Source organism: Nevskia sp. (assembly GCF_023266035.1).
Lineage (GTDB): Bacteria > Pseudomonadota > Gammaproteobacteria > Nevskiales > Nevskiaceae > Nevskia.
In genome coordinates this window covers 1-19993 of sequence record NZ_JAHFRY010000034.1, presented here as the reverse complement: position 1 = coordinate 19993, position 19993 = coordinate 1, and the positions used below count along the sequence as shown (strand labels likewise).

Sequence of the window (19993 nt, the reverse complement as noted above, 5' to 3'; positions counted from 1 at the left end):
GACCGTTGCATCCCGGACGATCGCAGTCAGCCCCTGAGGCATAATTGCTGCCCTGTCCGCCCCGGACGGGTCCAGGCTCGTGCCGTTTCCAGACTACGGAATCCATGTTCAACAATTTTCTGGCGCGCATCTTCGGCAGCCGCAATCAACGCAACGTCAGTCGTCTGTCCAGCGTCGTCAGCGCCGTCAACGCGCTGGAGCCGAAGTACCAGGCGATGTCCGATGAAGAGCTGAGCCAGCAGACCGTCGTGCTGCGCGAACGGCTGGCGAAAGGCGAAACGCTCGATCAGCTGCGTGCCGACGCCTTTGCCGTGGTCCGCGAAGCCGGCCGCCGCGTGATGAACATGCGGCACTTCGATGTGCAGCTGATCGGCGGCGCCGCGCTGCACGAAGGCAAGATCGCCGAAATGCGCACCGGCGAAGGCAAGACCCTGGTCGCGACCTTGCCGACCTATCTCAATGCACTGAGCGGCAAGGGCGTGCACGTGGTCACCGTCAACGACTATCTCGCCCGGCGCGATTCCGAGTGGATGGGCCGCATCTTCCGCTTCCTCGGCATGAGCGTCGGCGTCGTCGTCTCCGGTCAGGAGAATGAAGAGAAGCGCGCTGCCTACCAGGCCGATATCACCTACGGCCAGAACAACGAATTCGGCTTCGACTACCTGCGCGACAACATGGCTTTCTCGCTCGACGAGAAAGTGCAGCGCGGCCTGAACTACGCGGTGATCGACGAAGTCGATTCGATCCTGATCGACGAAGCGCGCACGCCGCTGATCATCTCCGGCCCGACCGACGATGATCCCGAGCTGTGGCGCAAGCTCAATGTGCTGATCCCGAAGCTGACCCGGCAGAAGACCGAGGAAGATCTGGAAGGCGATTTCCACGTCGACGAGAAGGGCAAGCAGGTGCATCTGTCCGAACTCGGACACGAGCGCATGGAAGACCTGCTGCGTGAAGCAGGCCTGCTCGGTGAGGACGAAAGCCTGTACGACGCCAGCCGTATCGTGCTCGTTCATCATCTGAACGCGTTGCTGCGCGCGCACCAGCTGTACAAGAAGGACGTCGAGTACATCGTCCGCGGCAATCAGGTGATCATCATCGATGAGTTCACCGGCCGCATGATGTCCGGCCGGCGCTGGTCGGACGGCCTGCATCAGGCCGTCGAAGCCAAGGAAGGCGTGGCGATCCAGCAGGAAAGCCAGACGCTGGCCTCGATCACCTTCCAGAACTATTTCAGGCTCTATTCGAAGCTGTCCGGCATGACCGGCACCGCCGATACCGAAGCCTTCGAATTCCAGAACATCTACAACCTCGAAGTCATCGTCATCCCGACCAATCGGGCGATGGTGCGCGATGACCGCGGCGATCTGATCTACATCAGCGCCAAGGGCAAGTTCGATGCGGTGATCAAGGACATCGAAGAGGTTCATGCCAAGCGCCAACCGATCCTGGTCGGCACCGCGAGCATCGAGACTTCCGAGCTGCTGGCGAACCTGCTGACCCAGAAGGGTATCGTCCACGAAGTGCTCAATGCCAAGCAGCACGAGCGCGAAGCCGAGATCGTCGCCCAGGCCGGGCGCCCCGGTGCGGTGACCATCGCCACCAACATGGCCGGCCGCGGTACCGACATCGTGCTCGGCGGTTCGCTGGAAGCTGAACTGCATGCGATTCCGGAAGACGACCTGGCCACCCGGGAAGCCGCCAAGGCGGCGTGGAAGGAGCGCCATGCGGCGGTCGTCGCCAGCGGCGGTCTGTATGTGATCGGTTCCGAGCGCCACGAATCCCGCCGCATCGACAACCAGCTGCGTGGCCGTTCCGGCCGTCAGGGCGATCCGGGTGCCACCCGTTTCTATCTGTCGCTCGATGACACGCTGATGCGTATCTTCGCGCCGCCGTCGATGCGTGGCCTACTGCAGCGGCTCGGCATGCAGGAAGGCGAAGCGCTGGAAGCGAAGATGGTGACGCGCTCGATCGAGACCGCGCAGCGCAAGGTGGAAGCGCACAATTTCGACATCCGCAAGAACCTGCTCGAGTACGACAACGTCGCCAACGATCAGCGCAAGGCGATCTACGAGCTGCGCGACGAGCTGATGGGCGCCGCGGTCGTGACGCCGATGATCGACGACATCCGCGCCGACGTGGTCACCGCCGTGGTCGCCGTGCACGTGCCGCCGCAGAGCCCCGAGGAGATGTGGAACCTCGAAGCGCTGGAAGAAGCGCTGCGCAAGGATTTCGGCACCATGCTGCCGATCCGCCAGTGGGCCGAGGAAGACCCGCAGCTCGACGACCGCAAGATCAAGGAACGGATCGGCGAGATTCTGTCGACGACCTACGCCGACAAGAAGGCGAAGATCGGCGGCACCGTGCTGGAGTCTTTCGAGCGCGAAACCCTGCTGCGCGTGCTCGATACCTTCTGGCGCGAGCATCTCGCGGCGATGGACTACCTGCGGCTCGGCATCCATCTGCGCGGTTATGCGCAGAAGGACCCGAAGCAGGAGTACAAGCGCGAAGCGTTCACCATGTTCAACGACATGCTGGCGCGCTTCAAACATGAAGTGGTGTCGCGCCTCGCCCGCATCCAGATCCTCACCGAGGACGAGGTGCATGCGCTTGAAGAAGCGCGCCGCGCCGCCGCGCCGCCGATGGAGTTCCAGCATGCCGATGCCCAGTCGGTGATCGAGCAGCCGGATGTCGTGGCGGTCGAACCCATCGGCGAAGGCCGAAGCCTGAGCGCGCCGACTTCCGTCGACCGTCCGGAAGCCTTCGTCCGCGACATGCCGAAAGTCGGCCGCAACGATCCTTGTCCCTGCGGCTCGGGCAAGAAGTTCAAGCAGTGCCACGGGGCGCTGGTCTGAAGAAGCAGTGGTCAGTGACCAGTTTCAGACGTCGCTTTGCTTTTGACCGACCACTAACCACCAGCCACTAGCCACTGCTTCCACCATGGCCGTCAATCTGAATGAACCGGGACCGCTGACGCCGATCGCCGGTGCCCGCCTGGGTTCCGCCGAAGCGGCGATCAAGAAGCCGGGCCGGCAGGATCTGCTGATCATCGAACTGGCGCCGGGCACTCGCGCCGCCGGCATGTTCACGCAGAACGCGTTCTGCGCGGCTCCGGTGCAGGTCTGCCGCGAGCGGCTGGCGGTCAGTCAGAACATCCGTGCGCTGCTGATCAATGCGGGCAACGCCAATGCCGCGACCGGTACTCAAGGGCTCGCCAATGCGCGTGAAACCGCTGCTGCGGTGGCTGCCGCGATCGGTTGCGAGCCGTCCCAGGTGCTGCCGTTCTCGACCGGTGTGATCGGCCAGCAACTGCCGGTGTCGCGGATGATCGAGGCGATCCCGAAGGCCGCCGCGAATCTACAGGCCGACGGCTGGAACGCTGCCGCCCGCACGATCATGACCACCGACACGATCCCGAAAGGCGCGACCCGCACCGTCGCGACCTCGCAGGGGCCGGTCACGGTCACCGGTATCGCCAAGGGCGTCGGCATGATCTATCCGAACATGGCGACGCTGCTGGCCTATATCGGCACCGATGCGCGGCTGACGGCCGAAGCGACGCAGAGCTTGATCCAGCACGCGGTCGCAGCCTCGTTCAACAGCGCGACCGTCGACGGTGATACGTCGACCAACGATTCCTGTGTGCTGTTCGCGACGGCGCAGGTCGGCAGCAGCGATGTCGATACCGGCCACGCCGATTACCCGCAGATCGCGGCAGCGGTCACCGAGGTCTGCATCGAACTCGCCCAGGCGATCGTCCGCGATGGCGAAGGCGCGACGCGCTTCATCACCGTCGATGTCGAAGGCGGCGGCACGGTCGACGAGGCGCGGCTGGTGGCGTATTCGATCGCCCATTCGCCGCTGGTCAAGACCGCGATGTTCGCCGGCGACGCGAACTGGGGCCGGCTGGCGATGGCGATCGGCAAGGCCGGCGTACCCGGCCTCGATCCGGGCAAGGTCGATCTCTGGCTGGACGACGTGCGCCTGCTCGACGGCGGCGAACCGCATCCCTCGTACCGCGAGGAACTCGGCTCGGCCGTGGTCGCCAAGCCGGAGTTCACGATCAGAGTTGGCCTCGGTCGCGGCACCGCGAAGACCCGGGTCTGGACCTGCGACTTCAGCTACGACTACGTCAAGATCAACGCTGAATATCGAACGTGATGACGCAGTGATTCGTGATCAGTGGCTAGTGGCCAGTAAAGGCGACGCGATGCCTTACGGGCCACTGATCACAAGTCACTGACCACTGCTTCTACGCCAGCACTTCGGCCAGGAAGTCCTGCATCGACTTCATCGACCGCGCTTCGGCCAGCGCGTCATGCGCCGCGACGCCGGGCATGTTCGCCCCCGGCATCGAGAACGCATGCAGGGTCTTGCCGTAGACGTGCAGCTGCCAGTCGTTGCCGGCGGCGTTGAACTCGTCGCGGAAGGCAATCACGTCCTCGAACGGTGCCAGCGGATCGGCATCGCCGTGCAGCAGCAGCGCCTTGGCGGTGATCTTGTTCGGTGGCAGGCCGTTGCCCTTCAGCAGGCCATGGAAGCTGACCACGCCGCGCACGTCGGCACCGCTGCGGGCCAGATCGAGCACGCACAGGCCGCCGAAGCAGAAGCCGATCGCGGCGATCCGCGTGGCATCGACCTCGGGCAACGCCTGCACCGTGGCGACGGCGAGCTTGATGCGCCGCGCCAGCATGGTCCGGTCTTCCATGAACGGCGTCATCAGCGCGCTGCATTCCTGTACCGTTTCGCCGGTGACACCGACGCCGTACATGTCCAGGGCGAAGCCGACATAGCCGAGCTTGGCGAGCTTCTCGGCCTGGCCATTGCTGAAGCTGTTGCGACCGCCCCAGGCGTGGCTGACCAACACCGCCGGACGCGGCCCGAGGCGGTCATCGAAGTAGACGCGGCCGCGCAGCGCGACGCCCTGATCCTGGTAATCAACTCTGCGGGTAACGATGGCCATGCCGGTGAATCTCCTGAACGGGATGTGGATGACGAGATGAATTCGATGACGAGCTGCGCGCGCCTGCTCATGAGGCGCGTCGAAGAGTGCCGGCGCGATTGTGACTGCAGGCCGCAGCGGCTGGCGAGCTGCCGATGACGACACCGCTGATTGCTGTCGCCTGCGGCGTGTTGATCGATGGTGACGGCCGGCTGCTGATCGCCCAGCGTCCGGTCGGCAAGATCGCCGCCGGGCTTTGGGAATTTCCCGGTGGCAAGATCGAGTCAGGCGAAACCGCGCTCGACGCGCTGAAGCGCGAACTGCACGAGGAACTGGGCGTCGACATCAACTCCGCCCGGCCGCTGCTGCGTTTCCGTCACGACTACAGCGATCGCCAGGTGCTGCTCGACACCTGGCGGGTCGATGGCTGGGACGGCGAGCCACAGTCCCGCGAGCAGCAGGCCTTCGCCTGGCGCCGGCTCGATCAGCTGGACGATCTGGATCTGCTGCCGACGGTGACGCCGATCGTCACTGCGCTGCGCCTGCCGCAGCACTATGTGTTCACCCGCCCGGACGCGACCTTGATCGAGCTGCTGACCCAGCTCACCCGGCTGCCGCACGGCGCGCTGCTGCGGCTGCGGCTGCCGGGGCTGGATGAGCGCGCCTATGCCGTGCTGGCGACGACCTTGCTGCCCGCCTGCCAGGCGGCCGGGCTGAAGCTGATCCTCGACCGTGATCCGGCAATGGTTGCGGCGATCGGTGCCGATGGCTGGCATGCAACGGGTGCCACGCTGGCGCGCTATGGCACAAGGCCGATTGCGCCCGAGCTGTGGTTCGGCGCTTCGGTGCACAGCGCTGAGCAGCTGCGCATTGCACAGATCGTTGGCGCTGATTTCGCCGTGCTCGGCCCGGTGTTCCCGACAGCGACTCATCCGGGCGCAGAGGGCGTCGGCTGGGCTGGTTTTGCCGAGCGGCGCGGCGTGGTCGGCTTGCCGGTCTATGCACTGGGTGGCTTGTCGCCCGGCGATCTGTTCGAGGCCCGCCGCGCGGGTGCGCAGGGCATCGCGGCGATCAGCGCGTACTGGCCGAGGTAGGGCGGCCCACGGCCGCTCTACGGTCTAGTCGCCGAAATCTTCGGGATCGGGTGCCGCCGGGATCGCATGCCGGCCGTCGAACCAGGCACCGAGATCGAGCAGCTTGCAGCGCTCGCTGCAGAACGGCCGCGAGGGATTGCGTTCGTCCAGGCGGCTGGACGCGCCGCACTGCGGGCAACGGGCGATGCGGATGGCGTCGGGTTTCGTGTTGACGCTCATTCCTGGCTGCTCAGGCTGCAGCACTGGAGATGGAACACGATGTCCTCGGCGGTCTGCACGTTGCGTTGGTTGACGTCGCCCAGGCGCATGAAGCGGAACGAGAAACGGTGCTTGCCGGCGCTGATTTCCGGGTAGACGTCGCTGTCCGGCGGCACATGGACCCGAAGAAGGGGGAACACGCCGGTGGGGACATGCAGATAGACGCCGCCCTGGGCGATCTGCTCGCTGCTGGCGGTGGAATCGCGCAGCAGGCGCAGGTACAGGCCGATCGCCACCTGGTAGGGCTTGAGAATCGAGAACCAGCGCGACAGGTCACGCTCGGTGTTCGCATACGGCCGCGCCAGCCAGCGGTGAAAGGCCGGCAGGTCGAACATGCAGGTGCCGCCCGGAATGCCGCTGCGGTTCATCACCGCGAACAGGAATTCGTTCTCGCGCAGCACCGTCGACGGATGAACGCCGGAGTTGTGCAGGCTGGTCAGCACGGCGGTGATTTCGGCGAGCACGGCATCGAGCCGGGCGCGGTCCAGTTCAGGACGGGTGCGAAAGCGGTTCAGCAGGCTGCGTTGCTCGGTGAGATCGCGGATCAGCTCGGTGCGCAGATCACTGCGACCGATCACTGACAGGATGTCGAGCAAAGTCTGCAGGCCGGCGCGAATGCCCCAGGCGGTGGCGTCGCTGCCGCAGTGCGCGTACTCCGCGAACAGGAACTCCAGGCGCAGCAGAGACCGCGTCCGCTCGTTCAGCGGCTGCTCGAAACAGACCCATTCGGCAGTACGGTCCATTGCATCCCGGTTGCGCGCGTGTCGGGCATTGTGCCCCGCAACATCCGGTGCGGCAAACACGGACGATCAATTACGGTGCAGCGCGGCGCGCCAAGCCCAGGCTCGTGTAGTGACGATGCAGCCGCGCCACCTGCGCCTCGACGGATTGCTGCTCGTCGCGGTTGTCGATGACATCGTCGGCACGGCTCAGGCGCAGGCTGCGGCTGGCCTGGGTGGCAATCATCTGCCGCGCCTGCACCTCGTTGGCGCCGTCACGCGCGGTCAGCCGGCGCAGCTGCACGTCCTCCGGCGCATCGACCACCAGCACCCGGTCGACCAGCGCCGCCATGCCGGCCTCGATCAGGATCGCCGCCGAATAGATGCAGTACGGCGTGGTCTGCGCGGCGCGCCAGGCAGTGACTCTCGCGCGGATTGCCGGATGAGTGATCGCTTCGAGACGCTTCAGTGCGGCCGGATCGGCGAACACGATGTCGCGCAGCGCCCGGCGGTTCAGCGTGCCGTCGGTGTTCAGCAGGTCGGCACCGAAGGCTGTCGCGATCTCGGCCAGCGCTGGCGATGGCGGCGCGACCACCTCGCGGGCGACCTCGTCGGCTTCGAGCAGCGGTACGCCTAGCTTGATGAACAGGTTGGCGACATGGGTCTTGCCGCTGGCGATGCCGCCGGTCAAACCGATCGTGAGGCTGTTCATCAGCGCGCTCCGGTGACGCCGCCGATGGCATCGCCCCAGATCAGCATCAGCCAGCCGGCGCCGGCGATGTAAGGACCGAACGGGATCGGCACATTGCGATCATGGCCGCGGAACACGATCAGGCCGATACCGATCACGGCACCGACGGCGGACGACAGCAGCAGCAGGATCGGCAGCGACATCGCGCCGAACCAGGCGCCGAGGCCGGCCATCAGCTTGAAATCGCCATAGCCCATGCCGTGCTTGCCGGTGATGATCCGGAACAGGTGATAGATCGACCACAGGCTCAGGTAGCCGACGACCGCGCCCCAGATGCTGGCCGACATGTCGACGAACACCGGCACCGTGCTCAGGCCCAGGCCCAGCCAGATCAGCGGCAGGGTCATGTTGTCGGGCAGGATGGTTTCGCGCAGGTCGATCACGGTCAGCGCGATCAAGGTCCAGGTCAGCACCAGTGCTGCCGCCAGTTGCGGCGACCAGCCGAAGCGCCAGACGCAGACGGCCGACATCAAGGCCGAAGCCAGTTCCACCAGCGGGTACTGCATCGAGATGCCGGTCTTGCAGCTGGCGCAACGGCCGCGCAGCAGCAGCCAGCTGACAATCGGAATGTTCTGCCAGGCGCGGATCGCGCTGCCGCAGCCGGGGCAGCGCGATCGCGGCTGGGTCAGCGACAGTTTCGGTGCCTCGACCGGCGTCAGGTCCAGCAGTTCGCGGGCTTCGGCCTGCCAGTCGGCTTCGAGCATCCGCGGCAGCCGCAGGATCACCACATTGAGAAAGCTGCCGACCACCAGACCGAGCAGGGTCGTGGTGATGCCGAGAAACAGCGGGTTGTTGGCAAGCGCGTCGATCAGGGCAGTCATGCGCAGCGGTTGGCTTTCGCGAGAGGGGAGCGGCGCTGATCGTAACCGCTAGTCTGCGAGCCGCGCAGTCCGTCGGCAGAGCGGTTCAGGCCGGCGGATGGGCGCCGCCAGCTTTCAGTAGCCGGCCATCGTCATCAGCGCACAAGGCGTGATGAGACGATGGCCGGTGGTTGCCTAGCGCGTGGCCGCCGCCAGCGGATCGGCCGGCGCCGTCCAGCCGCAGTTCTTGCCGGCGTTCTGCTGTTCCAGATAAGTCTTCAGCGGCGCGAAGTACTCGAGGATCGCCGAGGCATCCATCTGCCGGGTGCCGGTCAGCTTTTCCAGCGTCTCCGGCCAGGGCTTGCTCTGACCTTCACGAAGCATCGCCATGAACTTCTCGCCAGCGGCCTTGTTGCCGTAGATGTCGCAGTCATGCAGCGGGCCCTTGAAGCCGGCGGCTTCGCAAAGCGCCTTGTGGAACTGGAACTGCACGACGAAGCTCAGGAAGTAGCGCGTGTACGGCGTGTTGCCGGGAATGTGGTACTTGGCACCCGGATCGAAATCCTCCTCGCTGCGGGCCATCGGCGGCGCCACGCCCTGGTATTCCTCGCGCAGCTTCCACCAGGCCTTGTTGTAGTCGGCCGGCGCCACTTCGCCGGAGAACACTTTCCAGCGCCATTGATCGACGAGCTTGCCCCAGGGCAGGAAGACGATCTTGTCGAGCGCCAGCTTCATCTGCGAATTGATCACCGCCTTTTCGTCGGTCTTCACGTCCTTGACCAGACCGATCTTCTTCAGATGCTCGGGTGTCAGCGACAAGGTGACGGTATCGCCGATCGCTTCGTGGAAGCCGTCGTGAGCGCCGTTCTGGAAGATCGGCGGCTGGTCCTTGTACATCAGGTAGTAGTAGATGTGGCCGAGTTCGTGGTGGATCGTGGTCAGCGATTCCTCATCCGGCACGATGCACTCCTTGATCCGCACATCGCTCTCGCCATCCATCGGCCAGGCCGAGGCGTGGCAGACCACATCGCGATCACGCGGCTTGACCAGCATCGACTTCTGCCAGAACGATTCCGGCAGCTTCGGCATGCCCAGCGAGGTGTAGAAGTCCTCGGCGACCTTGGCCATCTTCACCGCGAACTGGGCATCGGCCTTGTGTTCGAGTTCGGCGAGGTCGACCGGCGTCGGCTTGCCCTTGAACGCCGCGAGCAGCGTCTGGTATTCGGTCTTGCGCTGGGCTTGCAGCGAAGCGCTGACATCGAGATCGGACACGCCCTTGTAGGGCTCGACCAGCGGGTAGAGATTGCCCCACTGCTGTGCCCACATGTTGCCGAGCAGATGGGCCGGGATCAGGCCGTCCTTGGCGACCACGCTGTCGCCGTACTTCTCGTTGAGCTTGTTGCGCACATGGCAGTGCAGCGCGTCGTACAGCGGCTTGACCTGGCCCCAGAGGCGTTCGGTCTCGGCCGAGAAATCCGCCGGGCTCATGTCGTAGCCGCCGCGCCACCATTCCCCGGCATCGGCGTAGCCGGATTCCTTGGCGGCACCGTTGTAGAGGCCGACGAAGTTCTGGTAGTCGTCGCGGATCGGCTTGGCAGTGGCGTGCCAGCCGGCCCAGGCTTCGGCGATCTGCGCCGGGCTGTTCTTCAGTTCGACGTTGTTGACGATCTTCTCGACTTCCGGCAGCGACAGGCATTCATCGTTGCCGGCCGCGCTCTTGCGGCACCATTGGCCCTTGCCGTAGTTGGCTTCCATGTCCGACAGCACGGCGGCCAGCGCGGTACGGTCCTCGGCCTTGCTCGGCGACACCGAACTGATGCGGATCAACTGCAGCGATCGCGCCGTGACCGGCGACAGATCCTTGAGCACGTAGAACGGTTTGGCAGCCTGGCCTTCGTTGTAGCTGAACTCCAGGGCCTGCTCGCCGGCGCGCGAGGCGATCATCTGCGAATCGTCGGTGATGTAGGTCGACTGCAGCCATTGGGCCGATGCCACGTACTTGCCGAGCGCCTTGAACTGCTTGTTGAAGTCGGCGACGAAAGCATCGGCCTGCGCCGCCGTTGGCGCCGCCTTGGCTTCGGCCGCAGGGGCGGCGGATTTGTCACCGCAGGCGGCAAGGCTCAGCGCAGCGCAGCTGGCCCACAGGATTCTTGGATGGATGAGACGAAGCATCAGGTTCTCCCGGATTGGTGCGGGGCGCTGTTCAGCGCCCGATGCGCTTGGATGGCGATTGGCCAAGAACGGTTTGAATGAAGCCTCAGCGAACGGTGCCCATCAGCCGCTTGATCGGCTTGATCATGATCGCCATCAGCAGCCCCAGCGTGCAGGCCAGCGCGAAGATCATCAGATAGCGGCCCGGCGCGCTGGCGATGTCATCGGCGCCGAGATGCCCGGCAATCAGACCGGACAGCAGGTTGCCGAGTGCGGTGCCGGCAAACCAGGTGCCCATCATCTGGCTGACATAACGCGGCGGCGCCAGCTTGGTCACCGCGGACAGGCCGATCGGCGACAGGCACAGCTCGCCGAAGGTATGCAGCAGATAGGTCAGCAGTAGCCACACCGGCAGCACCTTGGTGCCTTCCGCACCGGTCACCACCAGATGCGCGGCGTAGGCGATGACGATGAAGCCGAGGCCCATCTGGATCAGGCCCAGCGCGAACTTCGCCGGGATCGACGGCTCCAGATTGCGCTTGCCCAGCTGCACCCAGAGCGCTGCAAACACCGGCGAGAACGCGACCACGAACAGTGGATTCAGCGACTGATACCAGCTGGCTGGATGCTGGCCGTCGGCGAAGAAACTGCCGAAGGCCGAGCGATCGGTGAAGTCGCGGGCGAACAGGTTGAAGGTCGAGCCGGCCAGCTCGAAGCCCATGAAGAAGGTGGCGGCGCCGAAGAACAGCACCAGGATCACCGCGACTCGCTTCGCTTCCTCGGACGTCAGCTTGCCGAACAGGAACACGTAGCCGAAGAAGAACGCGGCGATCAGCACGATGGCGACACCGACTTTCTGGGCGATGGCAACCGGCTCCAGATCGAAGGCACCGAGCGTGGCGGCGGCGATGAAGGCGGCGAACAGCCCGACGCCGATGGCCAAGCCGGTCCAGGCCTTCTTGCGTTCCTCCGGCGTTTTCGCGCTGGCGTCATTGGCAGTGGCCGGCAAGGTGCTGCGCATCAGATGGAACTGCACGAGGCCGGCGAGCATCAGCAGGCCGGCACCGGCGAAGCCCGCCTGCCAGGAGATCTTTTCGCCGATGGTGCCGACCAGCAGCGGCGCCGCCACCGCGCCGAGGTTGATGCCCATGTAGAAGATCGAAAAGCCGGCGTCGCGCTTGGAACTCGGCATATCGTCATACAACTTGCCGACCATGGCGCTGATGTTCGGCTTCAGCAGGCCCACGCCGAGCACGATCACCACCAGGCCAAGGAAGAACAAGGTGCGATCGCCGATCGCCAGCATGAAATTGCCGGCCGCAATCAGCAGGCCGCCAGCGATCACCGCATTGCGCTGGCCGGTCAGGCGATCGGCGATCCAGCCGCCGGGCAATGCAAACAGATAGACGCAGGACAGATACAGCCCGTAGATCGCGTTCGCTTCGCCTTCGGTCAAACCGAGGCCGGGATTGTTGCCGCCGACCACCGCCGCGGTCATGAACAGCACCAGCAGGCTGCGCATGCCGTAGAACGTGAAGCGCTCCCACATCTCGGTGAAGAACAGGGTCGCGAGGCCGCGCGGATGACCGAGAAACGTCGGGCTGGACATGAATGGCAGGGGAGTGAGAGTCGATCGGACTATGGCGGCGCGTTTGTCGCCGGGTCAATCATGCAATGCAATAACTGCGCACAAGCGGTTTGCAGCCGCTGCGATGGGGCGCTTTCTGCCCACACTTCTATAATCGTGAAAAGACGTCGGCTCCTGTCAGAGCCGCTACCCGCTCTCGGAACCGAATTCGCTCACGTGATCCACGACTGCCCTGTGTCCGCTGTCCGCCGTGGAGTGCCGCGTTGAACGCCGCGCTGATCGCGTTCAGCTATCTGATTGCGCGCTGGCTGTCGAAGCCGCTGATCCATCTGATGAAGTACCGCGTGGCCCCGGAAGCAATGCCGGGCTCGCTGGGTCTCGATCCGGCCAAGCCGGTGGTCTACGTGCTGCCGCAGCGCAGCTGGATCGATCTGTTCGCGCTGCAGCGCATCTGCACCGAACTGGGCCTGCCGCTGCCGGCACGGATCAGCCATTCGCTGCCGACGCCGGAGCGTGCCGGCCTGGTCTATCTGCCGGCGCTGCTGGAAACCTTCGCCCGCAATCGCACCGGCGACAGCGAACTGGCGCGGATGATGGCGGTTGCTGCCGATCGTGCCGATTACGACATCCAGATCGTGCCGGTATCGATCTTCTGGGGACGCGATCCGGGCCAGGAAACCTCGCTGTTCAAGCTGATCTTTGCCGACAGCGTGCAGGCCGGGCGCCTGCGCAAGATCCTGATCGGCGCGGCCAACGGCCGCAACGTGCTGGCCAACTTCGGCAAGCCGCTCGGCTATCGCGAATTCCTGATCAATGCCGGTGCCAGTTCGGGCCAGAACAGCGAACAGGTCGTGCAGAAGCTGGCTCGTGCGCTGCCGCGCGCGCTGCATTTCCACTTCCTGCGCGCGCGTACCGCCGCGCTCGGGCCGACCCTGCTGCGTCGTGGTGTCGTGCTCAAGGGCGTGCTCGAGTCCGAAGGCGTGCGGGCCGCAATCATCGCCCGTGCTCGCGGCGACAACAGCTCGCTGGAAAAGGCTTCGCTCCACGCCCGCAAGTGCGCCGAGGAAGTGGCGGCCGATTATTCGGCGGCGACGATCCGGGTCATGGAGCGGGTGCTGACGGCAATCTGGAACCGCGTCTTCAAGGGCGTGGAAGTGCAGGGCCTGGAGCGGGTGCGGGCGCTCGCGCAGTCGCACGAAATCGTCTTCATGCCCTCGCATCGCAGCCATGCCGACTACCTGCTGCTGTCCTACGTGCTGTACACCGCCGGCCTGGTGCCACCGCATATCGCCGCCGGCATCAACCTGAATTTCTGGCCGATCGGCGGCCTGCTGCGCAAGTGCGGCGCCTTCTACATGCGCCGCAAGTTTTCCGGTGATCCGGTCTACACGGCGGTGTTCCGCGCCTATGTCGATTCGCTGATCCGCCGTGGTTACTCGATCGAATTCTTCCCCGAAGGCGGGCGCTCGCGCACCGGCCGGCTGCTGCCGCCGAAGACCGGGCTGCTGGCGATGGTCGCCGAATCCGGCCTGCGCTCGAAATCGCGCAAGGTGGCGCTGGTGCCGGTGTTCCTCGGCTACGACAAGGTTTTCGAGGTCGGCAGCTTCTTCAAGGAACTGAAGAGCGGCCAGAAGCAGCGCGAATCCGCCGAAGGCCTGCTGAAAGCGACCAAGATCCTCGGCAAGAGCTACGGCCGCGCCTATGTGAACTTCGGCGAGCCGACCATCCTGCAGGACCACGCCGACGCCAACCTGCCGGGCTGGCGCGAGGCGATGGCGGCGGATCCGAACACTCGTCCGGACGGCTTCTCGAAATGGGTGCGTGGCCTGGCCTTCGAGCACATGCGGCGCATTCAGGCGGCGTCGATTGCCAGTCCGGTCGGCCTGGTCGCCTGCGCGCTGCTGGCCTCGCCGCGGCGTGCTGCCACCGAGGATGAACTGGTCGACCAGATCGCCCACTTCATCGATCTGCTCAAGCCCTGGCCGGGCGGCGCGGAGCTGATGTTGCCGAACGCCGATCCGAAATCGATCCTTGCCTGGGCAGCGCCGATCGCGCGCATTCAGAGAGTCGAACATCCCTGGGGCGACGTGCTGCTGGCGGTCGGCCGCGATGGCGTGCTGATGACCTACAACCGCAACAACATCCAGCACCTGTTCGCGGTGCCGGCGCTGATCGCGGCGTTCTTCCGCACGCGCGGCATCTTGAGCGAAGAACTGGTGCTGACCGGCTGCCGCGCGCTGTATCCGTTCCTGCGCAACGAGTTCCTGCTGCCCTGGCCGGTGTCCGACTGCGAGCCGGTGGCCCGCAATTACCTGGAGCGGATGCTCGCCACCGGCCTGCTGCTGCGCGATGCCGATGGCCGCCTGCGCCGGCCGGAAGTCGGCGACCCGGCCTATTCCGGCTTCGCGGCGCTGGGCCGCGTGCTCGGCGAAACGCTGGAACGCCAGGCAATGGCGGTGCTGCTGCTGACCGAAGAGAAGAAGCGCGGCGGGCCGGTAAGGCGTGAACAATTCGAGAGCGACTGCCGCCTGCTGGCCGAACGCATGGCGGTGCTGACCGGCCGTGAAGCGCCGGAGTTCTTCGACAAAGGCTTGTTCGCCGCCTACCTCGATACCTTGATCGAAGTCGGCGTGGTCACCACCGGCGCTGGCGGCGTATTGATCCTCGATGCCCGCTGCGATCGCATCGCGGAACGCTCGGTAGAACTGCTCAGCGATGAAACCCGGCAGACCCTGCTGCAACTTCTGGCCCGCCGCCGTGGTCCGAGCAACGCGGAACCGCCCTCGAGCGAGTCTGCCGGAGGCGCTGCTGCAAGCCCCGGCAGGCCTGCCGAAGCGGTCATGACTGAAACGGACTCCGGGCTATAATCCGGCCGCATCGCAGGCGCTGAATGCTGTAAAGCGCCCCTATGGGCTCTCCAAAACCTCTTTCCTGACAGGATTTAACTCATGTTCAAGCATTCCCGTGCGCTGACGCTGATTGCCAGCGCCGCCTTCATCGTTGCCTGCTCGAAGCCGGCCACCGACGGCGCTGCCCCGGCCGCCGCCGGCGATGCCGACCTCGCGACCGATGCCCAGAAGTTCGGCTACTCGATCGGCGTCGACCTCGGCCGTTCGCTGGCCACCGTCAAGGACGAAGTGGATATCGCCTCGCTGAAGAAGGGCCTCGACGAAGTGTCCGGCGGCAAGGAGCCGCGCATGGACGACAAGGCTCGCGAAGAGATCAAGAATTCGGTTTCCAAGAAGATCCAGGAAAAGCAGGTTGCCGAGCGCGCCAAGGCTGCTGAAGAAGCGACCGGCAAGGGCGCTGCGTTCCTCGCCGAGAACGGCAAGAAGGAAGGCGTCAAGACCACCGCTTCGGGCCTGCAGTACGAAACGCTGACCGAAGGCACCGGCGCCGCGCCGACCGCCTCGGACAAGGTTGAAGTCAACTACAAGGGCACGCTGCTGAACGGCGAAACCTTCGACAGCTCGTACGACCGCGGCCAGTCGGTGACCTTCCCGCTCGCCAACGTGATTCCGGGCTGGACCGAAGGCCTGCAGTTGATGAAGGTCGGCGGCAAGTCGAAGTTCTACATCCCGGCCGCGCTGGCCTACGGTGATCGCGGTGCGGGCGGCAAGATCGGCCCGAACGAGACGCTGATCTTCGAAGTCGAGCTGATCAAGGTCGAAAAGGGCGATGCCCCGGCCGCCGAAGCGCCGAAGCCGAAGAAGTAATTCTTCAGGCTGTTGCAAAAAAGCCCGGCATTGCCGGGCTTTTTTGTGGGCATTCGGTTCAGGCACACTCGCTGCGCTTGAAAACCGGGCATCCGCCGGAATCTTTCCAGAGCCGGCAACAGGAGGGACTTTTGACCATGAACGACAGCACGCGCCTATGGCGCTCCGACGAGCACAAGATGATTGCCGGTGTCTGCGGCGGCATCGCCGACTTCCTGGGCTGGACGCCGACTTCGGTGCGCGTGCTGTACGTGCTGATCTCGATCTGCTCGGTGGCGTTCCCCGGAATCTTCGCCTACCTGATTCTGTGGTTCGTGATGCCGCGGCAGCTCAACGTGTCGAGAGGATCGCCTCAGCCGGGCGCCAGCGGTTCCGGCCATTCCGGCTGAACGCAGGGCTTCAGGTGCAGTTGGCGGCTTCGACGTCGCGCGCCTGGTCCAGTTCAGTCTTGAAGTCTTCGTCGGTATAACGCGCCGGCTGGCCATCCGGGCCGGTCTTGAACAGGCGGCGCGCGGTTTTCTCTTCCAGGAAGCTGATGCGCTCGCGCGCCTTGGCACAGCGCTCCAGGGTTTCGGCCTTGAGTTTCAGGCCGGCATCGCGCGTTTTCGGCCCGCCGCCCAAGGTTGAATCGGTTTTCTTGGTTGTGTTGCTGTTGGAGGCCGGCGCTGGATTGGCGCTGGGCTCGGCCACTTCGATGCGCTTGAACGGCACGCCCTTCGCTGGCGCCTGCTGGGAAAACTGCTTGACGCCATTGGCGTCGACCCAGCCGTAGACCTCGGCCGCAGCGGCAGTCATCGGCAGGCATAGTGCCAGCAGCAAGATTCGAAGCATGTTCATCGCCTGAGTCTAGGCAAGCGCCGGTGGCACAACAATCAACGACGCCAGACGGCTCGATTTGCCGGAACAGCGCCAGTCGTATCGATGAGCGGATGCCGAACCGGACGGGGCTTGCCCCCGTATGCCGGGGTCCGTACAGTCGTTTCCATACGTCAACGTACGGGATGAGCGAATTTAGATGCCGATGTCGAATCAGAAACCGCCGGGCGCACGCGGCAGCGATGCCGTGAAGTCCAGCCTCAGTGTCGAAGCCTGGGCCGAGGCGGCGCTCGATGCGCTGGCCACCGGCGGGCTCGATGCCGTGGCGGTGGAGCCGTTGGCGCGCCGGCTCGGCGTCACCAAGGGCAGCTTCTACTGGCATTTCCCGAGCCGCGAAGCTCTGCTGCGCGAAGCGCTGAAGCTTTGGGAGCGGCACGAAACCATCGATGCCCGCGCCGGTGTCGAGGAAATGACTGATCCCTACGAGCGCATCGTCCGTCTGTTCAAGCAGGCCAACTCCAGCTATAAGGCCGGCCGGCTGTATCTGGCGCTGGCCGCGGCCAGCGACGATCCAGCGGTCGGCGAAGTGGTCAAGCGGGTATCGGCGAATCGGCTGAACTACCTGAATCAGTGCTACCGGGCGCTGGGTCTTTCCGAACTCGATGCGCGGCTGTGGTCGACGTTCGCCTACGCCACTTTCATCGGCAACCAGCAGGTGCATCGCGATACGCCGGAGCAGTTTCCGGTCGACGAGGACTTCCGCGCCTACTTCAAGCTGATGTTGAAAACGCTGGTGCCGCGGCCGGGCGGGCCGGTCGACGGCGAGGCTTGAAGGGCCACTTCTGTCAGACGCGTCGCAAGGGCACACTGCGGTATCCGGCCGTGTGCCGGATCAATAGATAAGCCGACTCGATCGGCCACGATGACCGCCGGTGCCCAGGGAGCCTTGCCATGTCCATCCGTCTCGCCCGTATTGCTCAAGCCGTTTTTCTCGCTGCTGCCGCGCTGATCTCGATTCCGGCCGCACAGGCCGCGAAGTTCGGCGATGTCTCGGTATTTGCGCAGGTGCCGATTCCAAACGGCTTTCCCGAAGGCATTGCGGTGCGTGGCAATCGCGTTTACGTAGCGGGCCCCGCCACGCTCGGTACCGCGCTGAACGGCAAGCCGTCGCGAGTGTTCGAGTACGACCTCGCCAACGGCAAGCTGCTGCGAACGCTGGAGACCGAGGGCGAAACCGTGTTCGGCGCCGAGCATGCCAATTCCTGCCTGACCTTCGATGGCGCCGGTCGTCTATACGTGCTGAACAACCAGCTGGGTACCTTGCGCTTCGATCTGGCGACCGAGGTGCAGGCCAACTACACGCCGCCCTATCCGAACCTGCGTGCCTGCTCGATTCTCAGCGGCAAGCCCTGTTCGCCAACGCCGGTGAATCTGCCGGCGCTGCCGAACGATCTAGCCTTCGACGACGCCGGCAACCTGTACGTCACCGACTCGCTGCAGGCGACGATCTGGAAAGTGCCGGCCGGCGGCGGCCAGCCGCAGGTCTGGTTCCAGGATTCGCGACTGGCCTCGGCTTATGTCGGCGTCAACGGCCTGCGTCTGTCGCCGAACCGCAAGCGCATTTTCTTCACCGTGACTCTGGACCTGCTCGGCCTCGGCCATGTCTACAGCTTGCCGCTGGTCGCCAGCCCGAAAAAGACCGACCTCGTCGAATTCCATCGCTACTACGCGGGTGCGCCGGACGGCATCGCTTTCGGTGCCAGCGGCAAGCTCTATGTGGTACTGGCGCTGCCGGGCTCCAACGGCATCTCGATCCTGAACCCGAATGGCAGTGAAGCGGCTCGCATCGGCAACCCGTTGCTGACGCCGCTGGCGCCATTCGATTCGCCGGCCAATCTGGCCTTCGACGGCCTCGGCAATGCACTGGTCACCAATCACGCCTTCGCCACAGGCCTGCTGCTGCCGGACCATTTCCAGGTGCTGAAAGTGGTCGTCAACGACACGGCATCGCCGCTTGCCGGGCCGATCGTTCCTTGAGCGGCCTGAAGCCTTGAACGCATCGAGCCTGCTGCTGCAGACCCTGGGCGCTTCGCCGTCCGGTCGCCGACGCTTCGAGCTGCTGCAGGCGATCGCCGCAACCGGCTCGATCCTGCAGGCCGCGAAAGCGGTGGGCATGAGCTACAAGGGCGCCTGGGATGCGATCGATGCGCTGAACAACGGCGCTGATGAAGCGCTGGTCCATCGCGTCGCCGGTGGCAAACGCGGCGGCGGCACCCAGCTGACCGAACGCGGTCACGAGCTGTTGGCGCTGTACGAAAAGCTGCGCACCGAACAGAACCAGCTCGTTGCGCGCATCGAACGCGAGCACGCTAACGCCAGCCGCGATCTGCCGGTGCTCGGCCGGCTGACGATGCTCAGCAGTGCCCGCAATCAGCTGGCGGGACGAGTCGTCGAAATCCAGACCGGCGCGGTCAACGATCAGATCAGTCTCGAACTGAGCGGCGGTGGCCGGATCGTCGCGACGATCACCCGCGAGAGCACCAAACTGCTGCAACTCAAACGCGGCACGCCGCTGACTGCGCTGATCAAGGCGCCGTGGATCATGCTCGCCGCCGTCACTGCCACGCCGCTGGCCTGCTCGGCGGCAAACCGGCTGGAAGGCGTGATCCGCCGCATCAAGCGTGGCGCGGTCAGCGCCGAAGTGGTGCTCGAACTGCCGGGCGGACAGACGCTCGCCGCGGTCGTCACCGAAGACAGCATCGAAGCGCTCGGCCTGCGCCGCGGTCAGCCGGTGATCGCGCTGTTCAACGCCTCCAGCGTCATTCTCGTACGGCTCGACTGACCGGCTTCCAGTCGCATATTTACCTGCGGTCGTTATTCGCTATAAAGTAAAAACGCTTTAATACTAATAACGTCTGGGGAATTTCATGGTTTCAGTTTTACATCGGCTCGGTACGGCCGGTCTTGTGCTTGCGTTCGCGTTCGGCACTGTAGCGGTTGCCGATGAAACGACTACCCCGATGGCGAACACCGCCGACACCACGCCGGTGTTCGATCTCGGCGTCGTCGAAGTCATCGCCAGGCGGCCGCTGGCAGCGGCGATGGTCGAGAAGATCGACGCGACCACGCTGCGCGAATACCAGCGCGACGATCTGTCG

At 64.9% G+C, this 19993-nt stretch carries 17 protein-coding genes; 9 read left to right on the top strand and 8 right to left on the bottom strand.

Annotation, left to right across the window (positions count from 1 at the left end):
• Window positions 1-104 precede the first annotated feature (104 nt).
• Entirely contained in the window at window positions 105-2855 is a 2751-nt protein-coding gene (secA, locus tag Q0D45_RS07115; RefSeq protein WP_293390515.1) for a preprotein translocase subunit SecA, read from the top strand.
• 85 nt (window positions 2856-2940) lie between these two features.
• Complete coding sequence (gene argJ / locus Q0D45_RS07110) at window positions 2941-4161, top strand: bifunctional glutamate N-acetyltransferase/amino-acid acetyltransferase ArgJ (protein WP_293390513.1); 1221 nt, start codon at window positions 2941-2943, stop codon at window positions 4159-4161.
• Window positions 4162-4252: 91 nt separating this feature from the next.
• Here the strand turns inward: argJ and Q0D45_RS07105 are convergent, their stop codons facing one another.
• Window positions 4253-4963: a dienelactone hydrolase family protein gene (locus Q0D45_RS07105; RefSeq protein ID WP_293390511.1), complete on the bottom strand. Its 711-nt coding sequence runs from the start codon at window positions 4961-4963 to the stop codon at window positions 4253-4255.
• Between the two features lie 134 nt (window positions 4964-5097).
• On the opposite strand from Q0D45_RS07105, the gene Q0D45_RS07100 reads away from it, so the two are divergent.
• Complete coding sequence (locus tag Q0D45_RS07100; RefSeq protein ID WP_293390509.1) at window positions 5098-6036, top strand: Nudix family hydrolase; 939 nt, start codon at window positions 5098-5100, stop codon at window positions 6034-6036.
• A 24-nt stretch (window positions 6037-6060) separates the two neighbouring features.
• On the opposite strand, the gene Q0D45_RS07095 is transcribed toward Q0D45_RS07100, so the two are convergent.
• The 6 genes from Q0D45_RS07095 to Q0D45_RS07070 all read right to left on the bottom strand — a co-directional run bounded on the left by Q0D45_RS07095 (window position 6061) and on the right by Q0D45_RS07070 (window position 12324).
• Window positions 6061-6255: a DNA gyrase inhibitor YacG gene (locus Q0D45_RS07095; RefSeq protein WP_293390506.1), complete on the bottom strand. Its 195-nt coding sequence runs from the start codon at window positions 6253-6255 to the stop codon at window positions 6061-6063.
• Entirely contained in the window at window positions 6252-7037 is a 786-nt protein-coding gene (gene zapD / locus Q0D45_RS07090; RefSeq protein ID WP_293390504.1) for a cell division protein ZapD, read from the bottom strand. Before zapD ends, Q0D45_RS07095 begins: the two co-directional genes overlap by 4 nt.
• 70 nt (window positions 7038-7107) lie before the next feature.
• Window positions 7108-7725, bottom strand: a complete 618-nt coding sequence (gene coaE, locus Q0D45_RS07085; protein WP_293390501.1) for a dephospho-CoA kinase — start codon at window positions 7723-7725, stop codon at window positions 7108-7110.
• Complete coding sequence (locus tag Q0D45_RS07080) at window positions 7725-8585, bottom strand: A24 family peptidase (RefSeq protein WP_293390498.1); 861 nt, start codon at window positions 8583-8585, stop codon at window positions 7725-7727. The genes coaE and Q0D45_RS07080 overlap by 1 nt, the downstream gene beginning before the upstream one ends.
• 174 nt (window positions 8586-8759) lie before the next feature.
• Entirely contained in the window at window positions 8760-10736 is a 1977-nt protein-coding gene (locus tag Q0D45_RS07075; RefSeq protein ID WP_293390495.1) for a M2 family metallopeptidase, read from the bottom strand.
• Between the two features lie 85 nt (window positions 10737-10821).
• Window positions 10822-12324, bottom strand: coding sequence for a peptide MFS transporter (locus tag Q0D45_RS07070; RefSeq protein ID WP_293390492.1), 1503 nt, complete (start codon window positions 12322-12324; stop codon window positions 10822-10824).
• Window positions 12325-12566: 242 nt separating this feature from the next.
• Between Q0D45_RS07070 and plsB the strand changes: the two genes are divergently transcribed.
• The 3 genes from plsB (at window position 12567) to Q0D45_RS07055 (ending at window position 16408) form a co-directional block, all read left to right on the top strand.
• Window positions 12567-15170, top strand: coding sequence for a glycerol-3-phosphate 1-O-acyltransferase PlsB (gene plsB, locus Q0D45_RS07065; protein WP_293390489.1), 2604 nt, complete (start codon window positions 12567-12569; stop codon window positions 15168-15170).
• An 81-nt stretch (window positions 15171-15251) separates the two neighbouring features.
• Window positions 15252-16019 carry an FKBP-type peptidyl-prolyl cis-trans isomerase gene (locus tag Q0D45_RS07060; protein ID WP_293390486.1) on the top strand — a complete coding sequence of 256 codons (768 nt, stop codon included), beginning with the start codon at window positions 15252-15254 and terminating at the stop codon, window positions 16017-16019.
• A gap of 137 nt (window positions 16020-16156) precedes the next feature.
• On the top strand, window positions 16157-16408 hold the full coding sequence (locus Q0D45_RS07055) for a PspC domain-containing protein (protein ID WP_293390483.1): 252 nt from the start codon (window positions 16157-16159) through the stop codon (window positions 16406-16408).
• 10 nt (window positions 16409-16418) lie between these two features.
• Here Q0D45_RS07055 and Q0D45_RS07050 read toward each other — a convergent pair whose 3' ends face one another.
• On the bottom strand, window positions 16419-16850 hold the full coding sequence (locus tag Q0D45_RS07050) for a DUF4124 domain-containing protein (protein ID WP_293390480.1): 432 nt from the start codon (window positions 16848-16850) through the stop codon (window positions 16419-16421).
• A 190-nt stretch (window positions 16851-17040) separates the two neighbouring features.
• On the opposite strand from Q0D45_RS07050, the gene Q0D45_RS07045 reads away from it, so the two are divergent.
• The 3 genes from Q0D45_RS07045 to Q0D45_RS07035 all read left to right on the top strand — a co-directional run bounded on the left by Q0D45_RS07045 (window position 17041) and on the right by Q0D45_RS07035 (window position 19677).
• On the top strand, window positions 17041-17667 hold the full coding sequence (locus tag Q0D45_RS07045) for a TetR/AcrR family transcriptional regulator (RefSeq protein WP_293390477.1): 627 nt from the start codon (window positions 17041-17043) through the stop codon (window positions 17665-17667).
• A 119-nt stretch (window positions 17668-17786) separates the two neighbouring features.
• Entirely contained in the window at window positions 17787-18872 is a 1086-nt protein-coding gene (locus Q0D45_RS07040) for an SMP-30/gluconolactonase/LRE family protein (protein WP_293390474.1), read from the top strand.
• A gap of 13 nt (window positions 18873-18885) precedes the next feature.
• Entirely contained in the window at window positions 18886-19677 is a 792-nt protein-coding gene (locus Q0D45_RS07035; protein WP_293390471.1) for a TOBE domain-containing protein, read from the top strand.
• Window positions 19678-19993 lie beyond the last annotated feature (316 nt).

What these genes read in the sequence shown, in the direction of transcription:
- secA (WP_293390515.1), top strand. Translation starts at nt 105, where the DNA reads ATGTTCAACAATTTTCTGGCGCGCATCTTCGGCAGCCGCAATCAACGC.
- argJ (WP_293390513.1), top strand. Translation starts at nt 2,941, where the DNA reads ATGGCCGTCAATCTGAATGAACCGGGACCGCTGACGCCGATCGCCGGT.
- Q0D45_RS07105 (WP_293390511.1), bottom strand. Translation starts at nt 4,963, where the DNA reads ATGGCCATCGTTACCCGCAGAGTTGATTACCAGGATCAGGGCGTCGCG.
- Q0D45_RS07100 (WP_293390509.1), top strand. Translation starts at nt 5,098, where the DNA reads ATGACGACACCGCTGATTGCTGTCGCCTGCGGCGTGTTGATCGATGGT.
- Q0D45_RS07095 (WP_293390506.1), bottom strand. Translation starts at nt 6,255, where the DNA reads ATGAGCGTCAACACGAAACCCGACGCCATCCGCATCGCCCGTTGCCCG.
- zapD (WP_293390504.1), bottom strand. Translation starts at nt 7,037, where the DNA reads ATGGACCGTACTGCCGAATGGGTCTGTTTCGAGCAGCCGCTGAACGAG.
- coaE (WP_293390501.1), bottom strand. Translation starts at nt 7,725, where the DNA reads ATGAACAGCCTCACGATCGGTTTGACCGGCGGCATCGCCAGCGGCAAG.
- Q0D45_RS07080 (WP_293390498.1), bottom strand. Translation starts at nt 8,585, where the DNA reads ATGACTGCCCTGATCGACGCGCTTGCCAACAACCCGCTGTTTCTCGGC.
- Q0D45_RS07075 (WP_293390495.1), bottom strand. Translation starts at nt 10,736, where the DNA reads ATGCTTCGTCTCATCCATCCAAGAATCCTGTGGGCCAGCTGCGCTGCG.
- Q0D45_RS07070 (WP_293390492.1), bottom strand. Translation starts at nt 12,324, where the DNA reads ATGTCCAGCCCGACGTTTCTCGGTCATCCGCGCGGCCTCGCGACCCTG.
- Q0D45_RS07060 (WP_293390486.1), top strand. Translation starts at nt 15,252, where the DNA reads ATGTTCAAGCATTCCCGTGCGCTGACGCTGATTGCCAGCGCCGCCTTC.
- Q0D45_RS07055 (WP_293390483.1), top strand. Translation starts at nt 16,157, where the DNA reads ATGAACGACAGCACGCGCCTATGGCGCTCCGACGAGCACAAGATGATT.
- Q0D45_RS07050 (WP_293390480.1), bottom strand. Translation starts at nt 16,850, where the DNA reads ATGCTTCGAATCTTGCTGCTGGCACTATGCCTGCCGATGACTGCCGCT.
- Q0D45_RS07045 (WP_293390477.1), top strand. Translation starts at nt 17,041, where the DNA reads ATGTCGAATCAGAAACCGCCGGGCGCACGCGGCAGCGATGCCGTGAAG.
- Q0D45_RS07040 (WP_293390474.1), top strand. Translation starts at nt 17,787, where the DNA reads ATGTCCATCCGTCTCGCCCGTATTGCTCAAGCCGTTTTTCTCGCTGCT.